The organism is Paraburkholderia caffeinilytica (assembly GCF_003368325.1).
Taxonomy (GTDB): domain Bacteria; phylum Pseudomonadota; class Gammaproteobacteria; order Burkholderiales; family Burkholderiaceae; genus Paraburkholderia; species Paraburkholderia caffeinilytica.
In genome coordinates this window covers 1,294,359-1,317,623 of sequence record NZ_CP031466.1, presented here as the reverse complement: position 1 = coordinate 1,317,623, position 23,265 = coordinate 1,294,359, and the positions used below count along the sequence as shown (strand labels likewise).

The following is a 23,265-nucleotide window of genomic DNA, read 5'->3' as shown; positions in this document are numbered from 1 at the left end:
CAGTCGTCACCCGTGCGAAGCAAAGCCGCCGCTCACTGCACCTGCCACCAGCGCGGCAACAGACGTCGCACTTCGGGCCGCCGGTAGCGGTCGTCGATCAGATGCACCACGCCCTGATCCTGCTCCGTGCGAATCACACGGCCTGCGGCCTGCACGACCTTCTGCAATCCCGGATACAGATACATGTAGTCGTAGCCGTTGCCGAACTTCGCGTCCATCGTGCGGCGCATCTGCTCGTTGACGTCGTTCATCTGCGGCAGGCCGAGCGTGGCGATGAAGGCGCCGATCAGTTGCTGACCGACCAGATCGACACCCTCGGAGAATGCGCCGCCCAGCACCGCGAAGCCGACACCTTCGTTCATGGTGCGAAAGCGCGCGAGGAACGCATCGCGCGCGGCCTCGTCCATGCCCGGTTCCTGCACCCACACCGGGAGCGCCGGATGACGCTCGCGCATCATCGCCACCACCTGTTGCAGGTACTCGAAGCTGCTCAGGAACCCGAGATAATTGCCCGGTTGCCCGGCGTACTGTCGCGCGATCAGGTCGACGATGGGCACGAGCGAACGCTCGCGATCGCGCCAGCGCGTGGATACGTTGCCGGCCACCCGCACCTGCAATTGTTCGGCGCGGAACGGCCCTTCCACGTCGAGCCAGTTGGTCTGCTCCGGCAGACCCAGCGTGTCGCGATAGAAATGATGCGGATTGAGCGTGCCCGAAAACATCACCGTTGTGCGCGCGGCAGCGTAGCGCCCCGCGAGGAATGGCGCCGGGATGACGTTGCGCACGCACAGCGTGGCGCCCGTTTTGCCGCGCGGGGCGGTGCGATCCGCGGCAAGCGTGATGTCGAAAATCGAATGGTCGCCGAACTGCTCCGCCAGCGCGACGAAATGCATGGCGTCGAAGAAAAACCGCAGCGACGCTTCGTCGATTGAAAGCGGTGCTTCGGCGAGTTGATCCGTCACCGCGCCGATCAGATTCTGCGCGGCCGAGAGCAGGTTGGCGGGGACGTCGGCATAGACCTGATAGGTGTCGGTCTGTGCGCGCTTGACGCCGTTCCATGCGCGCTGAAGCCGTTCGAGCGGCCTCTTCAACGTCGCGGGCGCGGTTTTGCGGGCGAGCCGGAACGCCGCCTGATCGAGCGACGCGCTGTACATGCGCCGCGCCCGGTCGAGCAGGTTGTGCGCCTCGTCGACCAGCACGCCGACGCGCCACTGATTGATCTGCGTGAGCGCGTACAGCATCGCGCTGCTGTCGTAGTAGTAGTTGTAGTCGCCGACCACCACGTCGCACCAGCGCGCCAGTTCCTGCGCGAGATAGTACGGGCAGACGTCGTGCCGGAGCGCCGCTTCGCGCACCGACGCCCGGTCGAGCCGCGGCCCGGCCAACGCCGCGCTGCGGGCCGCGTCCAGCCGGTCGTAGAAGCCGCGGGCAAGCGGACAGGACTCGCCATTGCAAGCCTTGTCGGGATGCTCGCAGGACTTGTCGCGCGCAACCAGTTCCAGCGTTCTCAACGGCAAGCGCGCGGAGGACGGCGCGGCGCTCCGATGGAGCGTTTCGATCGCATCGAGGGCGAGCGCGCGGCCAGGCGTCTTCGCGGTGAGGAAGAACACGCGGTCGATCTGGTCCGATGCACACGCCTTGAGCAGCGGAAAAATCGTCGCCAGCGTCTTGCCGATGCCGGTCGGCGCCTGCGCCATCAAGGGCTTGCCGTCACGCGCCGCGCGATACACCGACACCGCCAGTTCACGCTGACCGCTGCGAAACCGGCCATGCGGAAATGGCAAGGCGCTGAGCGCGGCATTGCGCGCGGCGCGATGCGCCTCTTCCTGCACCGCCCAATCGAGAAAGCGCTCGCATTGCTCGACGAAGAAAATCTCCAACTCGCGCGCCGTGTGCGTTTCGGTCAGCAACGTCTCCTTCTGGCTGCCGATATCGAAGTACACCAGCGCGACCGTCAATTCGGCCAGCCCGCGGGCACGGCACAGCAGATGGCCGTACACCAGCGCCTGCGCCCAATGCAGAGCGCGATGATTGGCGGGGATCCGTTCAAGCGCGCCACGATGGGTCTTGACCTCTTCCAGCCGGTTCGACGCCGCGTCGTAGCCGTCGGCCCGGCCCCGCACGGTCAGGCCGCGATGCGTGCCGGTCAGCGTAATCTCGGTTTCGTAGCCGCTCGCGCGACGCCCGGCGACAGTCACGTGGCCGGCCATGCCTTCCAGCGAGGTGGGCGCGGGCGTGAAGCGCAGATCCAGATCGCCGCGCCTCGCGGTGAATTCGCACATCGCCCGCACGGCGACCACGTAGGTCATGTTGCGGCCTCTTTCGGAACCGCCGTCACGACCTCGGCCGCCGATCCGTTCGGAACCGCTGTTGTGCCCTCGGTTGTGCCCTCGGTTGTGCCCTCGGTTGTGCCCTCGGTCGTGCCCGCTGTCGCGCCCATTTCCGCGACCTCAGCCGCGCCCTCAGCCGTCAACCCCGCCGCGGCTTCCGCCGCCATGCCGGACGCGGCGACGTCGTCATCGGCCCATCGCACGTCGAGCACGCGCACCGGCATGCCGTGCTGCGCGCAGTACGCGAGCCAGCGGATCTGGTTGTCCTGCAGACGATCGCCGGGGCCTTTCACTTCGATCAGTTCATAGCGACGCTCGGCTGGCCAGAAACGAATCAGATCCGGCAGGCCGGAGCGGTTGCCGCGGATGTCGCGCAGCAGACGCTCGAACCATAGTTTCAGATGCGCGGCAGGCAGGCAATCGAGCGCCAGCGCGACCAGTTCCGGCGTCAGCAAGCCCCAGAATACGAATGGCGATTGCAGACCCGCCTTGCTTTGCAGATGCCGCTGAATCGTCTCGCGATAGGCACTGCTCTCGAGTTGCGCGAGACACGCGGCAAACTGTCCGGCGCGGCGCGCGTGAAAATCCGGCGCATGCAGATCAGCCGGCCCCCGCTGGAACGGATGGAAAAACGCGCCGGGCAGCGCCGCGAACACCGGCTCCCAGCACAGCAAGCCGAACAGCGAGTTGATCAGCGCGTTTTCGACGTAATGAACCGGCGCCGACTCGCAAGTCAAATAATCGCGCGCGACGTATTCGACCGGTTGCGGCGCGTGCGGCCTCGGCAGCACCAGCGTGCTGCGCTCGACCGGCCGTGCGGCAGACACACGCGCCACCGGCTCGCCACGCTTGCGCTGCAAACGCGGCAACATGCGCGCGACGCGCTGCGCTTCCTCTTCGCTTTCAGGTCCGGCAGCGGCTTGTGAAGCGAGGGTGAAGGCTTCGTCGAATCGTTCGCTGCGCTCAAGCACACGCAGGCGCCGATGACGCGCGCCGGGCCACGCGCAGCGCGCATAGACAGCGAGCGCAGCGGGCCAGTTCTGCCGACGCTCGCAATGCTGGCCGAGACGAAACAGCAGTTTCGCGCGACGCGTTTCGAGCCAGGGGTTCGAGGTTTCGATCGCGCCGATCGCGGCAACGAGTGCCTCGATCGCCCCGGACTCCGCGTCATCCGTGGGCAGCCATTCGAGCGCTTCGCGGCACGCATGCAACGCAAGATAGACGTCGACGTCCGCGCGTTGCTGGAATGCACGCGACGACGGCGCGAACGCAACCTTCTCGTACTGGAACACGCCGAGGTCGGCAAGCACGAACTCCGACCAGTCCTGTTGCAGATTGCCGAAGAACATCAGGCGCAGACGTTCGCAAAGAGGCGCGATGGCGACGTGGAAGACACGGTCGGCCGTTTGCGTGTGCCATGCGGACAATGGACGCGCAGTGGCGCCTTGTTCCTCGCCTTCGCTGTTGCCTTCGTAAAACGGCCTCAACGTTTCCAGCAGCTCAGGTTTGCGCAAACCCTTCGCGCCGGGGATCGACGCGATGGCGTCCGCAAAGATCTGCAGCAACTCGGGACGCGTGGTGAGCGCGAACAGCTCGTCGAGCGACAGGTCCGGTTCGGTATCGACCCAGCCGAGCGCGGCCAGCGGCGCCACTGCCTGGACGGGGCAGCCGATCTCGCCGTAAGAAAGACGGCTGGCGCGGAACAGCGCGCCCTTGCGCATCAGCATGCGAACCAGCAAGGTGCGCGACGGCTGCGGCAAAGCGGAAAAATCACGCAGGAAGCCGTGTTCGTGCGCGTCCAGCAAGTCGGCGTAACGCTCGGCGAGCCACGCCAACGCACGCTCGAAATTCAGCAGGTAATAAAGGGCATCAGAGCGGATGTCTGACGGAGCATCTGTCGCCACGGGGGTTTTCACGAAACCTGTATGTTTATACAGTCATGATATCAAAACCGGTGGAGGGGACGGCCGATCCGGAGGCAAAGTCACGGTTGACGGGGTGGTTGCCCCGATTTCTTAGGCGGCCACCCACACCACCAGATGCCGCACGCCGCACCCCAGCGCGCCGACTACCTACTCGCGCCCGCCGCATAGAAGCTCGCCAGGTCGCGCTTGAGCGCATGCAACGCGGCATCGTCGAGATAGATCATGTGGCCGGTCGGGTAATAGGCGATGTGCACGTTGGCGCGCAGCGGCGCATCGATGCCCAGATGCGCGAGCGCGTACTCGGTCGCATAGAACGGCGTGGCAAGGTCGAAATAGCCGTTCAGCGACAGCACGCGCAGGTGCGGATTCTGCCGCATCGCTTCGGCGAGATCGCCCGCCGCATACGGCACGGACAAGTGTTCTCCCCACCACGCACGGTGTTTCCAGTCCCACTGCGTCAACGCGTCGTCGTTGAAGACGCGATAGCGGTCAGCGGGCGTGAAGTGCAGGTCTTCCCCAAGATGCTGGTGAAGCGCCGCGTCGAAAGCGCTCGCCACGCTGCTCACCGAGGCGTCGTAATCGGGACGCTCGGACACGCCGTCGTACTCGAGTCCTTTGAAGCGTGCATCGAAACGGCCGATGCTGCGTGACTGATCGCGCAGCAATTGATCGCGAAAGCGCGATGGATAGAGACGCAGGCGGCTTCGCTTCACGTAGTCGACGTCGAGTCCGGTGAACTGCGCGACACGTGCGGCGATCTCGTCGCGCTCAGCGTCGGGCAACGCGTCGCCTTGCGCGAGTGCCTGCGCATAAGGCCCGCGTGCGAACGCGCGGGCCTCGTCGAGAAAGGCCGGCAGGCTGGCCGGTTTCGGCACGATCTTGTCGTGGTACCACGCGATGGCCGCGAAGCTCGGCAAGTAGCTTTCGCTCTTGAAATCGAAGCCGGGTGAGAACGCGGATGAATCGAGTACGGACGACATCAGGATCACGCCATTCAGCGCGATATTGTTTTGCCCAAGCTGATACGCGAGCATCGCGGCACGCGCGGTGCCGTACGATTCGCCGAGCAGGTACTTCGGCGAATTCCAGCGCTGGTTGATCGTCAGATAGCGGTCGATGAATTGCGAGAACGCGTCGAGGTCTTTATCGACACCCCAGAAGTCCTTCCCCGTGCCGTGTCCGACGACCCTCGACAGGCCCGCGCCGACGGCATCGATAAAGACCAGATCGGTGGTGTCGAGCAGACTGTCGGGGTTGTCGTCCAGCGCATACGGTGCGGGCGGTGTAATCGCGGGACTCGCCGTGCGTACCCGTTTCGGTCCGAAGGAGCCGATCATCAGGAACACGCTGCCCGAACCCGGTCCGCCGTTGAAGAGGAAGGTGACGGGGCGCGTCGACGGCGCTTTGGTGGCGACCGTGTAGGCGACATAGAAGACGCTCGCATTCGCCTGGCCGGTTCTGTCACGCAGCAGCAGGTTGCCCGCGGTCGCCGTGTAGTCGATCTTGCGGCCGTTGAGCCGGATCGAATGCTGCGTCACGGCAGCGCTTTCCGGCGGCACGGGAATCGCCACGGCGTCGGGTTTGGCGGCGTGCTGCGGGTTGTCTTGCGCATCGTTCTGGGCAGCCGCCGAAGCCCGCGGCGGATGACCGATACGCGATGGATTGGCGCGCGGCGTCTTGCTTGGCTGGCCGTTCGCATCGGTGGCCTGGCCGGCCGTCTCAGCCTGAGCCTCGGGTGCGCCGGGCAAGCCCGGCACGTTCACCGAGCTGGCCGGCGACGTGCCGGGTTCCGTGCTGGCGGTTGCAGCGGACGAGTCGTCCAGTTCGGCCGCCGCGCACATCTGACTGAACGTGGCGACAATAGCGAGGACAAGCGCCATCGCGACCAGAGCGGCCGCCATGGTCCCTGCCATCAGCGATCGGCGCAACGAGAGGTAGAAGTGAATGGCCATGGGGTTTCCGGCTGCGAGTCGATAGGCATCGATGTCCCGATTGCCCAGGTTAAGACGAATCAGGCGACCGATTCTTGACGCAGGCATCGAGGACCGTCAATCGAAAACTGGCTCTAATATGCGCGTTTCCCAAGACGCATCTTTTCACAGAGGGAAACGAAAGCAATACGAAATACATGAGAAAGCCGCGCCGCTTTTGCGATGCCAGCAGGACAACGCCTACGGTTCACGGTTCGGGCGGCCTTCCCTGTTCCGCGCCTACGCCGTCGCGCGCACCGGCAATCCGCCGACGAACGTAGCAATCCGTTCGCACGCGTCGATCAGGCTTGCTTCGTCGACCACGAAACCCAGCCGCACAAAGCCGTTCGCGGTCTCGCCGAATGCGCTGGCGTCGAGCAGCGACACGCCTTGCGCGCGAAACAGTTGCCAGGTGAAGTCGACCGTGTCGAGGCCCGTGCCGCTGACGTCGACCATCATGAACATGCCGGCTTCCGGCAACAGGCAACGCAAGCCCGGCACACGGTGCAAACGCTCGAACACGACGTCGCGGCGGCGCCGGTAAATCTCGCGCATCTCGGCGACGATCGGCGCCTTGTTCTGCAGCGCCGTCAACGCGGCCTGCTGGATGAAGCCCGGCAAGCCATACAGCATGGCCAGCGCCAGCCGCCCCATATGCTCGATCAGCGTGGCGGGCCCGATCGCCCAGCCCACGCGCCACCCCGCCATTGCATGCGATTTCGACAGACTGCCGAGCGTCACCGTGCGCGCCGCCATGCCTGGCAATGCGGCGATGCTCACGTGCCCGCGCTCGAATGTGAGATCCGCATAGACTTCGTCGGACAGCACCCACAGGTCGTGCTCGCAAGCAAGCCGCGCGATGCGTTCGAGGTCGGCGCGCGGCATCACCACGCCGGTCGGATTGCAGGGCGTGGCAAAGAAAATAGCCTGGGTGCGCGGCGTGATGGCCGCTTCGAGCGCATCGCAGTCGAGGTGAAACGCGCGCTCGGGATCGACCGGCACCGGCACGAGCGTGGCGCCCGCGGCGCGCACGCAGGCTTCGTAGGTGAGATACATCGGTTCGGGGACGATCACTTCGTCGCCCGCTTCCAGCAGGCATAGCGATGCGGCAAACACGCCGTTCTGCGCCCCCGCCGTCAGGATCACGTTGGCCGCGCTGACGACGCAACCGGTGCTGCGCGCATGGTCTTCGGCAATCGCGGCTCGCACCGGCTCACGCCCCGACACCGCGCTGTAGTGCGTATCGCCGCCGCGCAACGCCTCGATGGCGCGCTCGACGATCGGCGCGGGCGTCGCGAAATCGGGGTCGCCAACGCTCAACACGATCACGTCTTCGCCATTGGCGCGCGCCTGCTGAGCGACACGATGGATTTCCCAGGCCGACGTGCGCCGGCCTTGCAAACGCTCGACCAGATTCGAGTACTTCATTGACTCACCCCGTTTCGACTTGAGCCGCCAATGTAAAGGGGCGCAGGCGAAACGTCCAGATACGAGAAAGAGTCACGCGAGCCCTCAGTCTCGCGCGACGCTTCGATGAAGCCTCGTTTTGATGGGGCGAAGCGCGCCTACACCTGGCGGCGCAGTTCCGCCGGAGGCACCTTCATCAGATGGCGGTATTTCGCCACGGTGCGCCGCGCCACCAGCACCCCCATATCCGCGAGCATCCTGGCGAGCGTCACATCCGACAGTGGATCGTGCGTGTTCTCCGCGGCGATCATTTCCTTGAGCAGCGCGCGCACGGCCGCGGCGGAACAGGTGCCGCCGCTTTCCGTGCCGAGCTCGCGCGGGAAGAAATGCTTGAACTCGAAAATGCCGCGCGGCGTGGCCATATATTTATTGCCGGTCGCTCGCGAGATGGTGGACTCGTGCAGGCCGAGTTCGTCGGCCACGTCGCGCAGCACCATCGGCTTGAGCGCGATTTCACCGTACTGGAAGAAGGCCCGTTGATGCGCGACGATGCACTCGGCCACGCGTTGAATCGTATCGAAGCGCTGCTGCGCATTGCGGATCAGCCAGCGCGCTTCCTGCAGTTGCTGCGCGAGCGGCGAGCGGCTCGCACCGGCCGACTGCGCGAACAGCTCGGCATACATGCGATGGATGCGAGCGCGCGGCTGCACTGCCGGATTGATCGTCACCATCCATTTGTTGCGCACCTGACGCACGATCACGTCCGGCACCACGTAGTTGTCCTCGATACGGCCGTAGTTGTTGCCCGGTTTCGGATCGAGCTTGCGCACCAGCGCACAGGCCACCCGCAGTTCCCCGGCGCTGCAGCCGATCTGCTTTTGCAGTTCGGCCTGCTCGCGGCGCGCGAGCCGCTCAAGATGATGGTCGACGATTTGCCGCGCCACATCGCGTCCCGGCGTATCTGCGGCCAGGGCGTTAACTTGCAGCGACAGGCACTCCGACAGCGAGCGGGCACCGAGACCGGGACGATCGAGCGATTGCACGAGCCGCAGCGCCACCAGCAATTCTTCTTCGGTCAGCTCGGGTTCGAGGTCGACGCTGGCCGCGAGCTCGGAGAGTTCCTGGCGCAGATAGCCGTCGTCGTCGAGCGCCTCGATGATGAAGCGGGCTATCGCGCGGTCACGCTCGTCGAGTCGATATAGACGCAGCTGGTCGTGCAACTGCTCGCGCAAGGTCGGTTGAGCGCGCGCCCATTCAGCGGGATCGCGACTCTCGGATTCGTCGTTCCGGCGAATCGAACCGCGGCTGCTGTAGTCGCCCGAAAAATCGCCGGGTACGTCGTCCTGCCCCGCGCTTTCCATCGTGTCGGCGCCGGTGTCCGCCGCTGACGAGTCAGGTTCGGCCGCGGCGACCGTGTCGGTAGCGGACGTCGCGCCGGCGTCGCCGCCGGGGGTCGTGGTGGCAAGCGCCACGTCCTCCGTGTCCGTCGAGTCGTACTCGAGGAACGGATTGGTGTCGAGCGCGGTGCGCAACTCCTGCTGGAATTCAAGAGACGACAACTGCAGCAGACGCACCGATTGCTGCAGACGCGGCGTGAGTGCGAGGGACTGTCTTGCGCGTAGTTCGATTGACGGCATTGTAGTGAGGTCCCGTTGATGGCTGACAAAAAGTAGATGGGTAGACGGGGTAGATGGCCTCTGCGCAGCAACTGTCATACCAACTTGCCCAACACACTGTTTCTTTTAAGTTATGCGGTTTCAGGCCCGCCAATTGCGCAGTCGGCGGGCGCCATTTTTACAAGGACCCGGCAATTTCCGGTCGTGAGCCTTGCGGCCTGCCGCACAGCGCGTCGCACGCGGCCGCCCCGCTATTCATCAGCCTAAACGCAGGGGCCGAAACGGCTTTTTCGGCACTGGGCGTTCGTGCGGCGTGCCGGGCACACACCTTGCGGATCAACACGGCGACTCCACGCGAGTCATCAACGGTTTCGGCCGCGATCGACCGCGGGCAACAAGACCGCATTGTTCATCCACACCCGAAGGAGAAACCATGAAGACCGTCCAGCTTCTGAAGACCGCGGGCAGCATCGCCTGTGTCGCATTCGCACTGAACGCTACGGCGCAAACCAGCGGCTCGGCCCCGTCGGCAGCATCCGAAACCATCGGCCAGCACGTCGACGACGGCACCATCACCACCAAGGCCAAAGCCGAACTGCTCAGTGCGAAGAACGTCAAATCGACCCACATTCACGTGAAGACCCGCAAGGGCGTGGTGTGGCTCACGGGTTCGGTGCCGTCGGCTGACGACAAGGCCGCGGCGGGAGAAGTCGTCAAAGGCATCGATGGCGTCTCGAGCGTGAGGAACCATCTGAAGGTCGCAGCGGATTAAGCGCGGCGTTCCAGTTTGAAATGCAAAACGGCCCGACATATGTCGGGCCGTTTTGTCGTCTATCGCGCTTCGCTCAAACGAAGGCGATCGCCCCGCTCAAGCATGCCGTTCGGTGAATTCGCCGAGCGGCTCGGGCGTTCTGAGCGGGTCGAAGCCGGCCCAGCGCCCTTGCTGCCGGCGACCTCGCTAGAATACGAATCCCTCATGCTGCAACAAGCGCCTCCCCATCCGATGACCGCTCCCGACGAATCACGACGTGCCGCGCGGACGAACGCCGCCAACTCGCTGTTTGCTTTTCTCAAGGCGCTACCGCTGGGCGACCGGCTGGCTGAAGGCAGCGTGATGGCCGCGCAGGCGGTGGCCGGCGCGAGCCTCGCCTTCGTGATCGGCCGTTGGCTGCATACCGAGCAAGCCTTCTGGGCCGCGATCACGGCGATCGCGGTCAGCCAGCACAGTTATATCGACACCCGCAATCTCTCGCGCGATCAGTTCATCGGCGCGATGGTCGGAGCCGTTTGCGGGCTCGCCGGCGCAACTCTCGGCGGCGGCAATCTCGCCGCTTACGCGGCCACCGTTGCCGCGGCAATCGTGATTTGCTGGGTGGTCAACGTGGGCAGCGCCGCGCGTCTGGGCGGCATTACGGCGACCATCATGCTATTGGTGCCGGGCGTCGGTTCGCCGTGGGACAGGGCCTTGCTGCGCCTCGGCGAAGTCACGCTGGGCACGGTCTGCGCACTGCTGGTGACCTTCATCATGTCGCGGATAGAGAAGTACTGGTTCGGCAGACCCGGCAAAGCCTAGCCGGATTTCCGATCGTTCTCTTGCGGTTGACGCCGGTAACGTCCCGGCGTCACGCCGACGCTCTGCTGAAACGCCTTGCCGAAGGCGGCTTCCGATTGGTACCCCACTGCCTCACCGATTTCCGCGGCGCTGCGCTGCGTGCGCAGCAGCAGATCGCACGCGATCGTCATGCGGATCTGCGTGAGGAAGTCCATCACCGTCATGCCGGCGCGTTCGTTGAAGTGGCGTGCGTAAGTCGCGCGGGACATCGCCGCGAGTTCGCCGAGCTCGGCGATCGTCCACGCCCGCTCGGGTGTGCTCAACATACCTTGTACGGATGCACCCAGACGCGCATCGGCCAGCAGCGCCAGCACGCCGGAGCCCGAAACGTTCTGCTCGCCATGCACGCGCAAGGCCATCGCGAAGAGTGCGTGGCTCAATGCGGTGACGATCGCGAGCGCGCCGGGTTGACGCTGCTCGGCTTCGGTTCGCATCAATGCAATCACGGTCTGCAACGCGCCGAGCGTTTGCACGCCGCCGAGCGACACATGAAACGGGTCCGGCAACGCGTCGAGCAGCAGCGCGGAAGAACCGGGCGCGTAGACGAACCGGCCGCATAGCAGATCGAGATCGGCGCCGTCGTCGCGATCATCATTGCGCTCGTCGTTGCGGCGCAACGGCAACATGCCGTCATCGCTCAACGTCAGCGGCGCCGTGACCGCTGTCCGCTCGACATCGCGCACCCGATGCGCGGCGCCACGCGGGAACAGCATGAAATCTCCCGCGTGCAGCGCAACCTGCCCGCCACCCGCAGTCTCGACGACGCACGCGCCGTCCAGCACCAGATGAAACGGTGCGATGCCCGCCTCCATCGGCGCGTGATCGATGTCGAAGCCGCCCGTGAACAGGCAACGCAGATCGAGGCTGGCTTGCGGCCGGGCGAGGTCGATCAGTCGGCTGAGCGTATCCATGAGACGGGCGCGCTAAAAGTTGAGCGAATCGAGTATTCAGGATATCGCGGCTCAGCGCAATACTTTGCCTAACGACACCGGCACCCCGCCGGCGCGTGGCAAACAAAGGAGCACTGTCATGTTGAACTGGATCGATTACCGCAAGGAACTGTTCGGCCGCATCGGCGAAATCGCCAAACTGTCGCCGGATACCGTGAAGGCCTATCAAACGATGTCGAGCGCGGGCCAGAAGGCCGATCTGCTCGGCGCGAAAGCGCGCGAGCTGATTTCGCTGGCGGTGGCCGTGACCGTGCGATGCGACGGCTGTATCACCGTGCACACCGCCGAAGCACTGAAACACGGCGCGACACGCGAAGAGATCGCCGAAGCGCTCGGCGTGGCGGTCGCCGTGAACGCGGGCGCCGCCATGGTGTACTCGGCACGCACGATGGACGCCGTCGCCGCTTATGAAGTGGACAGCAAGCCGGCGGCGTGAGCGAAGTGGCGCGTTACGCCGGATGACGCGCCTCTTCAAGCTGCTTGCGGCGCACCTCGCCCTGGCGTTCCAGCATCCAGCCCGGATACTCGGCCGGCAGCGTGCTGACCCGATCGAGCTTTGCCAGCTCGTCGGCGGTCAACGTGACGCCGGTGGCGGCGATGTTGTCGTCGAGTTGCTCGATTTTCTTCGCACCGACGATCACCGAGGTCACCACGCGCTGATGCAACAGCCACGCAAGCGCGATCTGCGCCACCGACACTTTTTTCGCTTCCGCCATATCGCGCATCACGTCGATACAGTCGTAGGCGCGCTCGCGATTCACCGGTGGAAAATCGAAAGTCGTGCGGCGGCTGCCCGCTTCGCCCTGCTGCTCGCGTCCATACTTGCCGCTCAGCAAGCCGCCCGCGAGCGGACTCCACACCATCAGTCCAAGCCCTTCGCTGCGCAGCATCGGCACGAGTTCGCGTTCGAGATCGCGGCCCGCCAGCGTGTAATACGCCTGGAGCGTTTCAAAGCGCGCGAGACCGAGGCGCTCCGCGATCCCCAGCGCCTTCACGATCTGCCACGCGGCCCAGTTCGACACGCCGACGTAGCGCACGTGACCATGCTGAACCAGCGTATCGAGCGCGCGCACGGTTTCTTCGATCGGCGTGGCCGGATCGAAGCCGTGGATCTGATACAGATCGATATGATCGAGTTGCAGACGCTTCAGGCTCGCCTTCACTCCGTCGATGATGTGATAGCGCGAGGCCCCACGCGCGTTCGGAAACGCTGCCGTCTGACCGAAAACTTTGGTCGCGACGACAACCTTGTCGCGTGGCACCTGAAGGTTCTTGAGCGCCTGGCCCGTAATCTGTTCGGATAAGCCTTCGGCATAGACGTCGGCCGTGTCGATGAAATTGATACCCGCGTCGAGCGCCCGGCCGACCAGCCGCTCCGCGTCCTGCTGCTGCAAATCGCCGATCTGCCTCCAGATGCCCTCGCCACCACCGAAGGTCATCGTGCCCAGGCACAGCTCTGAAACAAACACACCGGTACGGCCTAATGGGTTGTATCGCATCGTCGAGACTCCATCGTGGGTTCGCGGGTCGGTAAGCCGTACAGAGTACCGCACCTGGAAAATTTCGACAGGACCCGGTGCGATACCGGGACCACCGCTCGGCACACGTCTGTTTCAAACACCTTGCGATTCGCGCGGCAACATCGGCAGAGCGGCTGAAAACCTGCCAGACTGATCGCTGACCTTCGAAACAGGCCGGCGCTTGCCGTCCTATGGATATGGCACGCCGCGTCCCCATTTATGCCAGCATGACTTCGGCCTCGACATCCGCCACCGAATTAGGTGTGCCCGCTGATTCTTCGGGCTTCGATCCGGCCTTGCCGACGGCTTCAGATGCCCCTTCGCGCCCCGCTTCGGGCGACGCTTCTGCCTGTGCTTCCGCCACCGCTTCTGCCCTTTTTACGGCCAGCGCGCTGGATGATTTTCATCCGGCGGTTGCCGGCTGGTTCCTGAAGACGTTTCCCGCCCCCACCGACGCCCAGGCCGCCGCGTGGCCGCAGATTCGCCTTGGGCGCTCGACCCTGGTGGCCGCGCCCACCGGTTCGGGCAAAACCCTCACCGCCTTCCTGTCCGCGCTCGACGAACTCGTCCAGCAAGGCCTCGCCAACGGCGGCGTCCTGCCCGACGAAACCCTGGTGGTCTACGTCTCGCCGCTGAAAGCGCTCTCCAACGACATCCGCATCAATCTCGAGGCGCCATTGCAAGGCATCGCCGCGGAACTCGATGCGCGCGGCCTGCCGCCGCTCGACATCCGCACCGCCGTGCGCACCGGCGACACCACGCAGCAGGAACGCAACACGCTGAAAAAACGCGCGCCGCATATTCTCGTGACCACGCCGGAATCGCTGTACGTGCTGCTCGGCTCGGATTCCGGCCGGCGCATGCTGTCGACGGTGCGCACGGTGATCGTCGATGAAATTCATGCGCTCGCCGGCAGCAAGCGCGGCAGTCATCTGGCGCTCAGCCTCGAACGGCTCGACGCGTTATGTCAGCGGCGCCTGCCACGGATTGGCCTGTCGGCGACGCAAAAACCGGTCGGCGCTGTCGCGCGCTTCCTGGTGGGCGGCGCGAGCATCGAAAGCGGCGCACCGGCGGACTGCGCGATCATCGACGTCGGCCACATCCGCGAGCGCGATCTCGCGCTGGAGATTCCGCCCGTGCCGCTCGAAGCGGTGATGCCGAACGAAGTGTGGGAGCGGGTCTACGACCGCCTCGCCGAACTGGTGGCGATGCATCGCACCACGCTGATTTTCGTCAACACGCGCCGCATGGCAGAACGCGCGGCACGCCATCTGACCGAGCGGCTCGGCAAGGACGTGGTCGCCGCACACCACGGCAGTCTCGCCAGGGAACATCGCTTCGACGCCGAACAACGTCTGAAACGCGGCGAATTGCGGGTGCTGATCGCGACCGCTTCGCTGGAACTGGGAATCGATATCGGCGATGTCGACCTGGTCTGCCAGATGGGTTCGCCACGCGCGATCGCGCCGTTCCTGCAACGTGTCGGGCGTTCGGGCCACCATGTCGGCGGCATGCCGAAGGGCCGGCTTTTCCCGGCCTCGCGCGACGATCTGATCGAATGCGCGGCGCTGCTCGATTGCGTGCGGCGTGGCGAACTCGACGCGTTGCGGATTCCGCGCGCGCCGCTCGATGTGCTTGCGCAACAGATCGTCGCCGAAGTATCGAGCGCCGAGTGGAGCGAAGACGCACTGTTCGAGATGCTGCGGCGCGCGGCCCCCTATGCCGGCCTCGAACGCGAGCAATACGACGCCGTGCTGCACATGCTGGCCGTTGGCTATACGAGCCGCCACGGCCCGCGCGGCGCCTATATTCATCGCGACGCGGTGAGCGGCACCTTGCGCGGCCGGCGCGGCGGCAAACTGGTCGCCGTGACGTCGGGCGGCACGATCCCCGAGAACGCCGACTATGCGGTGGTGCTCGAGCCGCAGGCGATCAATATCGGCACCGTCAACGAGGATTTCGCCGTCGAGAGTCTGGCCGGCGATGTGTTTCAACTCGGCAATGCGTCGTACCGGATTCTGCGGATCGAGAGCGGCCGCGTGCGGGTCGAGGACGCGCAGGGACAGCCGCCGAATATTCCGTTCTGGCTCGGCGAGGCGCCGGGGCGCAGCGATGAATTGTCGTTCGGCGTGGCGCGCCTGCGTGAGCAGATTGGGCGCCTGCTCGATGGGAATGAGGTCGCGACCGCGCGCCTCCAACACGCAATCGACTGGCTCGTCGACACGCTCGGTCTCGACGAAGCCGCCGCGCGGCAAATCGTCGACTATCTCGCGCGCGCACGTGCCGCGCTCGGCGTGCTGCCGACGCAAAACAGGCTCGTGATGGAGCGTTTCTTCGACGAATCCGGCGGCACGCAACTCGTGATCCATGCGCCGTTCGGCAGCCGCGTGAACCGCGCGTGGGGTCTCGCGTTGCGCAAGCGTTTCTGCCGGACCTTCAACTTCGAGCTGCAAGCCGCCGCCACCGAAGACGCGATCATCCTTTCGCTGACCGGCAGCCATTCCTTCATACTCGACGACGTGTGGCGTTATCTGCATTCGAACAGCGCCGAGCATCTGCTGATCCAGGCACTGCTCGACGCGCCGCTGTTCGGCGTGCGCTGGCGCTGGAACGCGACCACCTCGCTCGGCCTGCCGCGTTATACCGGCGGGCGCAAGACCCCGCCGCAAGTGCAGCGCATGCGCAGCGAAGATCTGCTGGCGAGCGTGTTTCCGGAACAGGCCGCGTGCCTGGAGAACATCGTCGGTGAACGCGAACTGCCGCGCCATCCCTTAGTGAACCAAACCGTCGACGACTGCCTGCACGACGCGATGGACAGCGAAAGCTGGCTAGCCTTGCTGCGCCGTATCGAACAGGGCGAGGTGCAACTGGTCGCCCGCGATCTGCCGGCGCCCTCGCCGCTTGCCGCCGAAATCCTCACCGCCAAGCCCTACGCCTATCTCGACGACGCGCCGATCGAAGAGCGCCGCACGCAAGCGGTGCAGAACCGCCGCTGGACGGATCCGTCCAGCGCCGACGATCTCGGCGCGCTCGACGCCGATGCGATCGACAGCGTGCGCGACGAAGCATGGCCGCAGGCGCGCAACGCCGACGAGATGCACGAAGCGCTTACCGGTCTCGCCTGCATCGCCGAAGCCGAAGCGCGCAACGGCGAAGGCTGGCCCGCATGGCTCGCTTCGCTTGCCGAATCCGGCCGCGCGACCCGCCTGCGCATTGCCGCCGACGACGCGCTGTGGCTGCCCGCCGAGCGCCTGACCTGTTTCCAGGCGCTTTACCCCGACGCCCCGTTTGAACCGCCGCTCAGCGCACCGAAGGGCTACACCGACACGTGGAGCGCCGACGACGCCCTGCTCGACGTGCTGCGCGCCCGGCTGACCGGCTTTGGCCCGCTGCCGGCGCACGCGATAGCGCAGACGCTGAGCTTGCCCGCGGCATCGGTCGAACACACGCTGACGCGCCTCGAAGCGGAAGGCTACGTGATGCGCGGCCGCTTCTCGCCAGGCGCAACCGAAGAGGAATGGTGCGAGCGCCATTTGCTTGCGCGGATACACCGCTACACGGTGAAACGCCTGCGTCGCGAGATCGAGCCGGTGGAGCGGCACGACTTCATGCGTTTTCTGTTCGAATGGCAGCATTTGACGCCGGACACGCGCAGCGAGGGACGCGACGCTTTGGCTGCCGTGCTCGACCAGATGGAGGGTTTTCAGGCTGCGGCGGGCGCATGGGAAGAAGATATTCTGCCGGCGCGCGTGCGGGCATACGCGAACGTTTCGCTCGACGAACTATGCCGTGCCGGCAAGATCGTGTGGACTCGCCTGACCGAACGGGCACGCAGCGCCGCGGGACCGGTGCGCAGCACGCCGATCGTGCTTTTGCCGCGCGCCCAGGTGCGTGCATGGCGCGCGCTGATCGACCCGTCGAAACAACCGGAGCTATCGGCGCGCGCACAGAGCGTCCACGACACCTTGTCGCAGCATGGCGCGATGTTCTTCGACGAATTGCTGGCCGAGGCAGGCGGTTTGCGCATGGAACTGGAAAACGCGCTGGGCGAGCTGGTTGCGGCGGGCCTCGTGAATTCCGACAGTTTCGCCGGCTTGCGTGCATTGTTGAAACCCGTTGCAAAACGCAGTGCTCATGGCGCCTACGCAAATGGCCGGCGAGTCAGGTCGAGTGCATTGATCGGAGGAATGGACGACGCGGGACGTTGGGCCCTGGTCAGCCGACCGCCCGTTGCTGCGGCTGGGGCAGTGGAAACATCGCCGGCGCGCCGTCAACAGTTCGCCCCCGAGGTACTCGAGCATGTCGCAATGACTCTGCTGCGCCGTTATGGCGTCGTATTCTGGCGTTTGCTCGAACGCGAGGCCGAGTGGTTGCCGCCGTGGCGCGATCTGTTGCGCATGTTTCAGCGGCTCGAAGCACGCGGCGTGATTCGCGGCGGGCGGTTCGTGAACGGCCTCGCCGGTGAGCAATTTGCTTTGCCTGAAGCGATTCCGGTACTGCGCGAGATCCGAAGGCATGCGAACGATGGTGCTTTTGTATGCGTGGCGGGAACGGATCCTCTGAATCTTGCCGGCACCTTGCTGGTCGGCGAACGCGTGCCTGCTGTTGCCGGAAATCGGGTCCTGTACCGGGATGGAATCGTTATCGCGACCCTTGTTGCGGGGGGTTTCTGGTTTGCCCCCTCGCTGGAAGCGACTCCCACAGAGCGGGAGCGCGCCCGAAGCATGCTGGCGCGGCGGTTTTGAGGCAGTCCTGAGGCAATATCAAGGCAGTTTCAATGCGGTTTCAATGCAATTTCAATGCGGTTTCGAGGCTTCACACCGGCTTCACACCGCTTCACACCAATACGCATGCCAAAACAAAAGCTTCAAGACAAAGGCCATCACGGCCGTTAATGTTTACAGTCCCGAACGCCAGCCGCTTCGCTACAATGGGGACAGTCTTTAAGTATGATGAAGACTGTTTGCCGCCCCCACCTTCATGGTTGGCTCATCGGCACACCGCTCGGGGATCTCATGAACGACGATCAACACGATCAGGTGCTTTTTGCCCAGTTCGGCACAAGCAGCCCTTGCTGGCGCCTGTCGAACGACAGCAACGCGCTGGAGCTCACGCCGGTCACCGGAGACGTGCCGGCCAACGTCGCCATTCCACTGAATCCCCAACAGGCCTCGCAAATCCGCTGCCTCACCGGCATTACCTCGCACCTCATCCTCGACGTACGGCTGTTCGGCGAGCCGCTGCGCCTGCACCTCGTCGGCAAAAAACTCGCCAGCAATACGTGGGCCGGCACAGCCTCGGCCTACGACGACACCGAATCCGTCGCGCGCGATCTGGTCCACGGGCTGTCTTTCGCCGAACAGGTCGTTTCCGAAGTCAACTCGGTCGTGGTCATCGTCGACAGGCACGGCCGTATACAGCGTTTCAACCGTCTCGCGGAGGAACTCACCGGCGTCAAGGAAGAGGACATCGTCGGCCGCAATGTTTGGGCGCTGTTCATGAGCACCGAATCCGGCGCGGCGTCGAGCCAGAACATCACGGGTTTCTTCAATCGCGGCGTCGCGTACGAAGTCGAGCGGCGCGTGAAGACCCTCCGCGGCGAACGGCTGTTCCTGTTTCGCAACAAGTTCGTTCACAGCGGCAGCGGCGTCGAAGAGCAGTTTCTGATCTGCTCGGGCACCGACATCACCGAAGAACGGCTCGCGCAGGAACGGCTCACCGAACTGGCCAACACCGATTCGCTCACCGGCCTCGCCAATCGCAATGCGATCCAGGACAAGATCAGTGCCGCGATCGAAGCAGCCGCCCCTGGCGAATCGGTCGGCGTACTGTTCCTCGATCTCGACAACTTCAAGAAGGTCAACGACCACTACGGCCATGTCTTCGGCGACCGGCTGATCCGCGATGTCTCGGCCACCATCAGCACCTGCCTGAACGAAGGCGACACGCTCGCGCGCCTCGGCGGCGACGAATTCATCGTGCTCGCCGCCCAAGGCACCGCACACGATCTCGAAGCCACCGCACAGCGCATTCTCGAACGCCTGCGCAGGCCGTTCAGCCTGGGACTCGTCGAGGTCTACACGGGCTGCTCGATCGGCATCGCGCGGTATCCGGAACACGGCAACGGCCTCGAATCGCTGATCCGTTCGGCGGATACCGCAATGTACGTTGCCAAAGACGAAGGCAAGCGCACCTATCGTGTGTTCTCGCCCGAGATGAACCGCAAGGTCGCCGAGTACATGTGGCTCGACACCAACCTGCGGCGCGGTCTCGAAGAGGGCCAGCTAACGCTGCACTATCAACCCAAACTCGTGCTCGCCACCGGCGTGGTGCAAGGTGCCGAGGCGCTGGTCCGCTGGAACTCGCCGGAGCGCGGACAGATCATGCCGACCGAGTTCATCCGTTATGCGGAAGAATCCGGGCTGATTGGCGTGCTCGGCCGCTGGGTCATGGAAACGGCCGCGAGGCAGGCGGCCAAATGGAAGGCGGACGGCTACGACCTGCGCATCGCGATCAACGTGTCCGCACGGCAACTTGTGGATACCGCCGTGGTCCGCCATTTCAACGACGCGCTGCAGCGCGCGAGTCTCGATCCGTGTCTGATCGACCTGGAGCTCACCGAGAGCTGCCTGATCGAGGACGAAGCGGCCGCGATCGATCTGATCAAGCAGTTCCGCCAGCTCGGCGCGCAGGTTCACCTGGACGACTTCGGCACCGGCTATTCGTCGCTCTCGCAGTTGGGCCGCATTCCGCTCGACGTCATCAAGCTCGACCGCAGTTTCGTCCGCTCGATCAATGCCGACACCAAAGCGCAGGCACTCGTGCGCTCCATGGTGGTGGTCGCGCAGGAGCTGAATTTCAAGGTGGTCGCCGAAGGCATCGAAACCGAATCGGAAGAGGTGTTCATGAGGGGGCTGGGCGTCGACTACGTGCAGGGCTTCCTGTACGGCCAGGCCATGCCGGTCGCGGAATTCGAACGCTGGTTGCAGGATAGGCAGAAGCTCAGACTGATCGCCTGAGCTTCCGCACGCTGCGAAGGATGTCCCGTTGGGGGGCTGAGGGACCGTTCGCCGCGGCTCGATAGGGTTGGGAGTCGGAGCGGTTCAGGCGAAATTGGCCGCGCTCGCGGCCGTCTGGCGCAGGTTCGAAGTACGGCGGTTCTGCAGCATCACCAGCCGCTCCATAAAGACGAGGTCCTTCTCCTCGATCGTGAACGCGGCGTCCACCCAGTCTTCGGTAATTTCCATCAGCTCGGCGCGCGAGAGTTGCAGCACTCGCTGGCGCGCCCGCAGCATCGCGCGGATCCCGTTTACCTTTGGCCGAAGCGTGTCGATGAAGGTGCGCGTCGCCATATAGGCGTCGCCAGGTTCGAACAGCTGATCGACCAGTCCCTTGCCGAAGTACCACTCGGCCGTGTGCGATTCGCCTAAGCCGATCAGCTCCTCGGCGAGACGCATCCCCGCTTTGCGCGAAACCAGCGAATAGCCGCCCATGCCCGGGAACAGATTGAACGCGATTTCCGGGAAGCCCATGCGTGCGTCGTTCTGCGCCAGCAGGAAATGATGCGCGAGCGCCGCCTCGAACCCGCCTCCAAGCGCCGTGCCCTCCACCATCGCGATCGAAATCGCCCCCGTATCGAAACCGCGCGCCGCCGCGTGCACGCAATCGACGCAGGCGCGCGCGTACGCCATCAGCGCGTGGCGCTTGCCGGAGCGGATCGCCTCGGCGAAGAAATCGAGGTCGCCCCCGACATTGAACATGGAAGGAATCAACGAGCCGGTCACCCAGAAGTCGATCGGCAAGCCGGACTCTCGTGCTGCCTGCGCGAGACCCAGAATGTCATGCACCAGATCGAGATTGAAACAGGGACGCGGCTGCGCCCGCAACATCATCCACATGATGTTGCGGCCTTCTTCGTAGTAAGCGGAGACTTGCGACAAATTGCCGGCTTCGAGAAACGGGCGGCAGGCGTGGTGATTTTGCAGATTCATTTTGAACGGTCCTTTTAAGGTTAAACACCGGTATTGCAATGCGAGCCTAAAACAGACCGGAATCGGATGGGAGCGGGGTAACCAACAGATGACCGCAATACGCGTGTGAAACCACAGCTGACGGCGCTCCGCGGCGCGGCGATCCGACTGGCCGAAGATGTCGCGCACGCAAACGCTTGCGCACCGAAGAAGGGCGAAATTAGCCTGCCAATGAACACCCGGCTCGCAATGAATTAGCGAGCGAACAAAGCTTGAATTTCCTGCCGGATTTGAAACAAAAAGAAATAGTCTTCGATTAGGTAATGCAATCGAAAATAGGACTTGCGGAGGTTAGTTTTTTTATTTGTGGGCCAACAGACGGACTATTCAATTCGCATATTAAAACGCGGGCGCACCAGAGCGCCCGCCGATTCGCCTGCAACGTCATTGCAGGAAAGGCTAAGGTGAAACGCTCGTCAAGGCGCGGCGGCGATCACCTGCGCAACGGCTGCCGTCAGCTTCTTGCCGTACGGCACGTGCAGGAACTCGTTCGGTCCGTGTGCGTTCGACTTCGGTCCGAGCACGCCGCACACCATGAACTGCGACTTCGGGAAGCCGGACTTCAGCACGTTCATCAAGGGGATCGTGCCGCCCTGCCCCATGTACGCAACGTCCGCGCCGTAGTGCGCGCGCGACGCGTCGTTCAGCGCGGTGGCGAGCCATGGCGCGAGATCGGGGGCGCTCCAGCCGCTCGCCGCGCCGGCGTCCGGTTTGAAGGTGACCTTGGCGTTGTACGGCGGATCGAATTCGAGCAGCGCCTTCAGTTCGGCGACGGCCTTGTCCGCTTCGATCAGCGGCGGCAGGCGCAGCGACAGCTTGAACGCCGTGCGCGGACGCAGCACGTTGCCGGCGTCGGCAAGCGCGGGCAAGCCGGCCGCGCCGGTTACCGACAGCGACGGACGCCAGGTCGAGTTAAGCAAGGCCTCTTGCGGATCGGTGGTGGTGGGCAGCACCTGACGGCCGTCCTGGCCGCAAGCCCACGGCAGTTTCTTCCAGACGTCGTCGCCGAGAATCCGGGCGGTTGCTTCCGCTTCGCGCAGACGGTCAGCCGGAATCGGAACGTGGAAACCCTTCGGCAATAGTGTGCCGTTGGCCGAGTCTTCGAGACGGTCGAAGAGTTGCCGCATGATGCGGAAGCTCGACGGCGCGATGCCGCCGTAGCCGCCCGAATGAATGCCTTCGTCGAGCACCTGGACTTCGAGGTCGCCGGCAACCAGCCCGCGCAATGACGTAGTGAGCCACAGTTGATCGTAATTGCCCGCGCCCGAGTCGAGGCACACCACGAGCCCGACTTTGCCGAGCCGTTCACGCAGTGCGTCGACGTAGGGCAGCAGATCGTAGCTGCCCGATTCCTCGCAGGTTTCGATCAGGCCGACGCAGCGCGGACGCTCGATGCCCTGCGCGTCCAGCGCGGCCAGTGCCGTGAGGCTCGCATAGATCGCGTAGCCGTCGTCGGCGCCGCCGCGGCCGTACAGCTTGTCGCCTTCGAGTTTCGGCGTCCAGGGGCCGAGGTCGTTGCGCCAGCCGTCGAATTCAGGCTGCTTGTCGAGGTGACCGTACAGCACGATGGTTTCGTCGCTGCCCGACCGGGTTGCGGCCGTTTCGAAGAAAATCACCGGCGTGCGGCCCGGCAAGCGAATCACTTCGAGCTTCAGACCACGCACGGGTTGCTGTTCCGCCCATTGCGCCGCGTCGGTGACCACGTGCTCGAGATAGCCGTGCTTGACCCACTCGGGATCGAACGCCGGACTCTTGGCGGGCACGGCGATGTAGTCCGTGAGCGCAGGGACGATCTCATCGTTCCATTTGCGGTCTACGAATTCGCGTAGCGTGTCCTGATTGATGCGCTGGGTCTGCTGGGTCGTATCGTCGGAGATCATGGTGGCGGTCCGTGGCGGCTCTGTT

At 64.5% G+C, this 23,265-nt stretch carries 14 protein-coding genes; 5 read left to right on the top strand and 9 right to left on the bottom strand.

Annotated features, from left to right (window positions below; genetic code table 11):
- Positions 1-32 precede the first annotated feature (32 nt).
- The 5 genes from DSC91_RS05950 to DSC91_RS05930 form a co-directional block, all read right to left on the bottom strand.
- Positions 33-2,309, bottom strand: a complete 2,277-nt coding sequence (locus tag DSC91_RS05950) for an ATP-dependent DNA helicase (protein ID WP_115777272.1) — start codon at positions 2,307-2,309, stop codon at positions 33-35.
- Positions 2,306-4,234: a VRR-NUC domain-containing protein gene (locus DSC91_RS05945; protein WP_115777271.1), complete on the bottom strand. Its 1,929-nt coding sequence runs from the start codon at positions 4,232-4,234 to the stop codon at positions 2,306-2,308. Before DSC91_RS05945 ends, DSC91_RS05950 begins: the two co-directional genes overlap by 4 nt.
- A gap of 164 nt (positions 4,235-4,398) precedes the next feature.
- Positions 4,399-6,207, bottom strand: a complete 1,809-nt coding sequence (locus DSC91_RS05940; RefSeq protein ID WP_115777270.1) for a S10 family peptidase — start codon at positions 6,205-6,207, stop codon at positions 4,399-4,401.
- A 258-nt stretch (positions 6,208-6,465) separates the two neighbouring features.
- Positions 6,466-7,653: a pyridoxal phosphate-dependent aminotransferase gene (locus DSC91_RS05935; protein WP_115777269.1), complete on the bottom strand. Its 1,188-nt coding sequence runs from the start codon at positions 7,651-7,653 to the stop codon at positions 6,466-6,468.
- A 137-nt stretch (positions 7,654-7,790) separates the two neighbouring features.
- Positions 7,791-9,269: an RNA polymerase factor sigma-54 gene (locus tag DSC91_RS05930; protein ID WP_115777268.1), complete on the bottom strand. Its 1,479-nt coding sequence runs from the start codon at positions 9,267-9,269 to the stop codon at positions 7,791-7,793.
- A 412-nt stretch (positions 9,270-9,681) separates the two neighbouring features.
- On the opposite strand from DSC91_RS05930, the gene DSC91_RS05925 reads away from it, so the two are divergent.
- Complete coding sequence (locus tag DSC91_RS05925) at positions 9,682-10,020, top strand: BON domain-containing protein (protein WP_115777267.1); 339 nt, start codon at positions 9,682-9,684, stop codon at positions 10,018-10,020.
- Positions 10,021-10,251: 231 nt separating this feature from the next.
- Positions 10,252-10,821, top strand: a complete 570-nt coding sequence (locus tag DSC91_RS05920) for an FUSC family protein (RefSeq protein ID WP_115779711.1) — start codon at positions 10,252-10,254, stop codon at positions 10,819-10,821.
- Here DSC91_RS05920 and DSC91_RS05915 read toward each other — a convergent pair.
- Positions 10,818-11,771: a cupin domain-containing protein gene (locus DSC91_RS05915; protein ID WP_115777266.1), complete on the bottom strand. Its 954-nt coding sequence runs from the start codon at positions 11,769-11,771 to the stop codon at positions 10,818-10,820. The two genes, DSC91_RS05920 and DSC91_RS05915, sit on opposite strands and share 4 nt — an antisense overlap.
- A gap of 118 nt (positions 11,772-11,889) precedes the next feature.
- On the opposite strand from DSC91_RS05915, the gene DSC91_RS05910 reads away from it, so the two are divergent.
- Positions 11,890-12,246: a carboxymuconolactone decarboxylase family protein gene (locus DSC91_RS05910; RefSeq protein ID WP_115777265.1), complete on the top strand. Its 357-nt coding sequence runs from the start codon at positions 11,890-11,892 to the stop codon at positions 12,244-12,246.
- A gap of 13 nt (positions 12,247-12,259) precedes the next feature.
- Here DSC91_RS05910 and DSC91_RS05905 read toward each other — a convergent pair whose 3' ends face one another.
- Positions 12,260-13,309 (bottom strand): aldo/keto reductase, encoded by a 1,050-nt coding sequence (locus tag DSC91_RS05905; RefSeq protein ID WP_115777264.1) that lies wholly within the window; start codon positions 13,307-13,309, stop codon positions 12,260-12,262.
- A 218-nt stretch (positions 13,310-13,527) separates the two neighbouring features.
- Between DSC91_RS05905 and DSC91_RS05900 the strand changes: the two genes are divergently transcribed.
- Together DSC91_RS05900 and pdeR are read left to right on the top strand one after the other, a co-directional pair.
- The gene (locus DSC91_RS05900) at positions 13,528-18,075 is read left to right on the top strand and encodes a DEAD/DEAH box helicase (RefSeq protein ID WP_229758246.1); all 4,548 of its coding nucleotides are present in this window, start codon (positions 13,528-13,530) and stop codon (positions 18,073-18,075) included.
- Positions 18,076-18,345: 270 nt separating this feature from the next.
- Complete coding sequence (gene pdeR / locus DSC91_RS05895) at positions 18,346-20,349, top strand: cyclic di-GMP phosphodiesterase (RefSeq protein ID WP_115777262.1); 2,004 nt, start codon at positions 18,346-18,348, stop codon at positions 20,347-20,349.
- A gap of 84 nt (positions 20,350-20,433) precedes the next feature.
- Here pdeR and DSC91_RS05890 read toward each other — a convergent pair whose 3' ends face one another.
- Positions 20,434-21,321, bottom strand: coding sequence for a crotonase/enoyl-CoA hydratase family protein (locus DSC91_RS05890; RefSeq protein ID WP_115777261.1), 888 nt, complete (start codon positions 21,319-21,321; stop codon positions 20,434-20,436).
- 455 nt (positions 21,322-21,776) lie between these two features.
- Positions 21,777-23,240, bottom strand: coding sequence for a M20 family metallopeptidase (locus tag DSC91_RS05885; protein WP_115777260.1), 1,464 nt, complete (start codon positions 23,238-23,240; stop codon positions 21,777-21,779).
- Between the last annotated feature and the right edge of the window lie 25 nt (positions 23,241-23,265).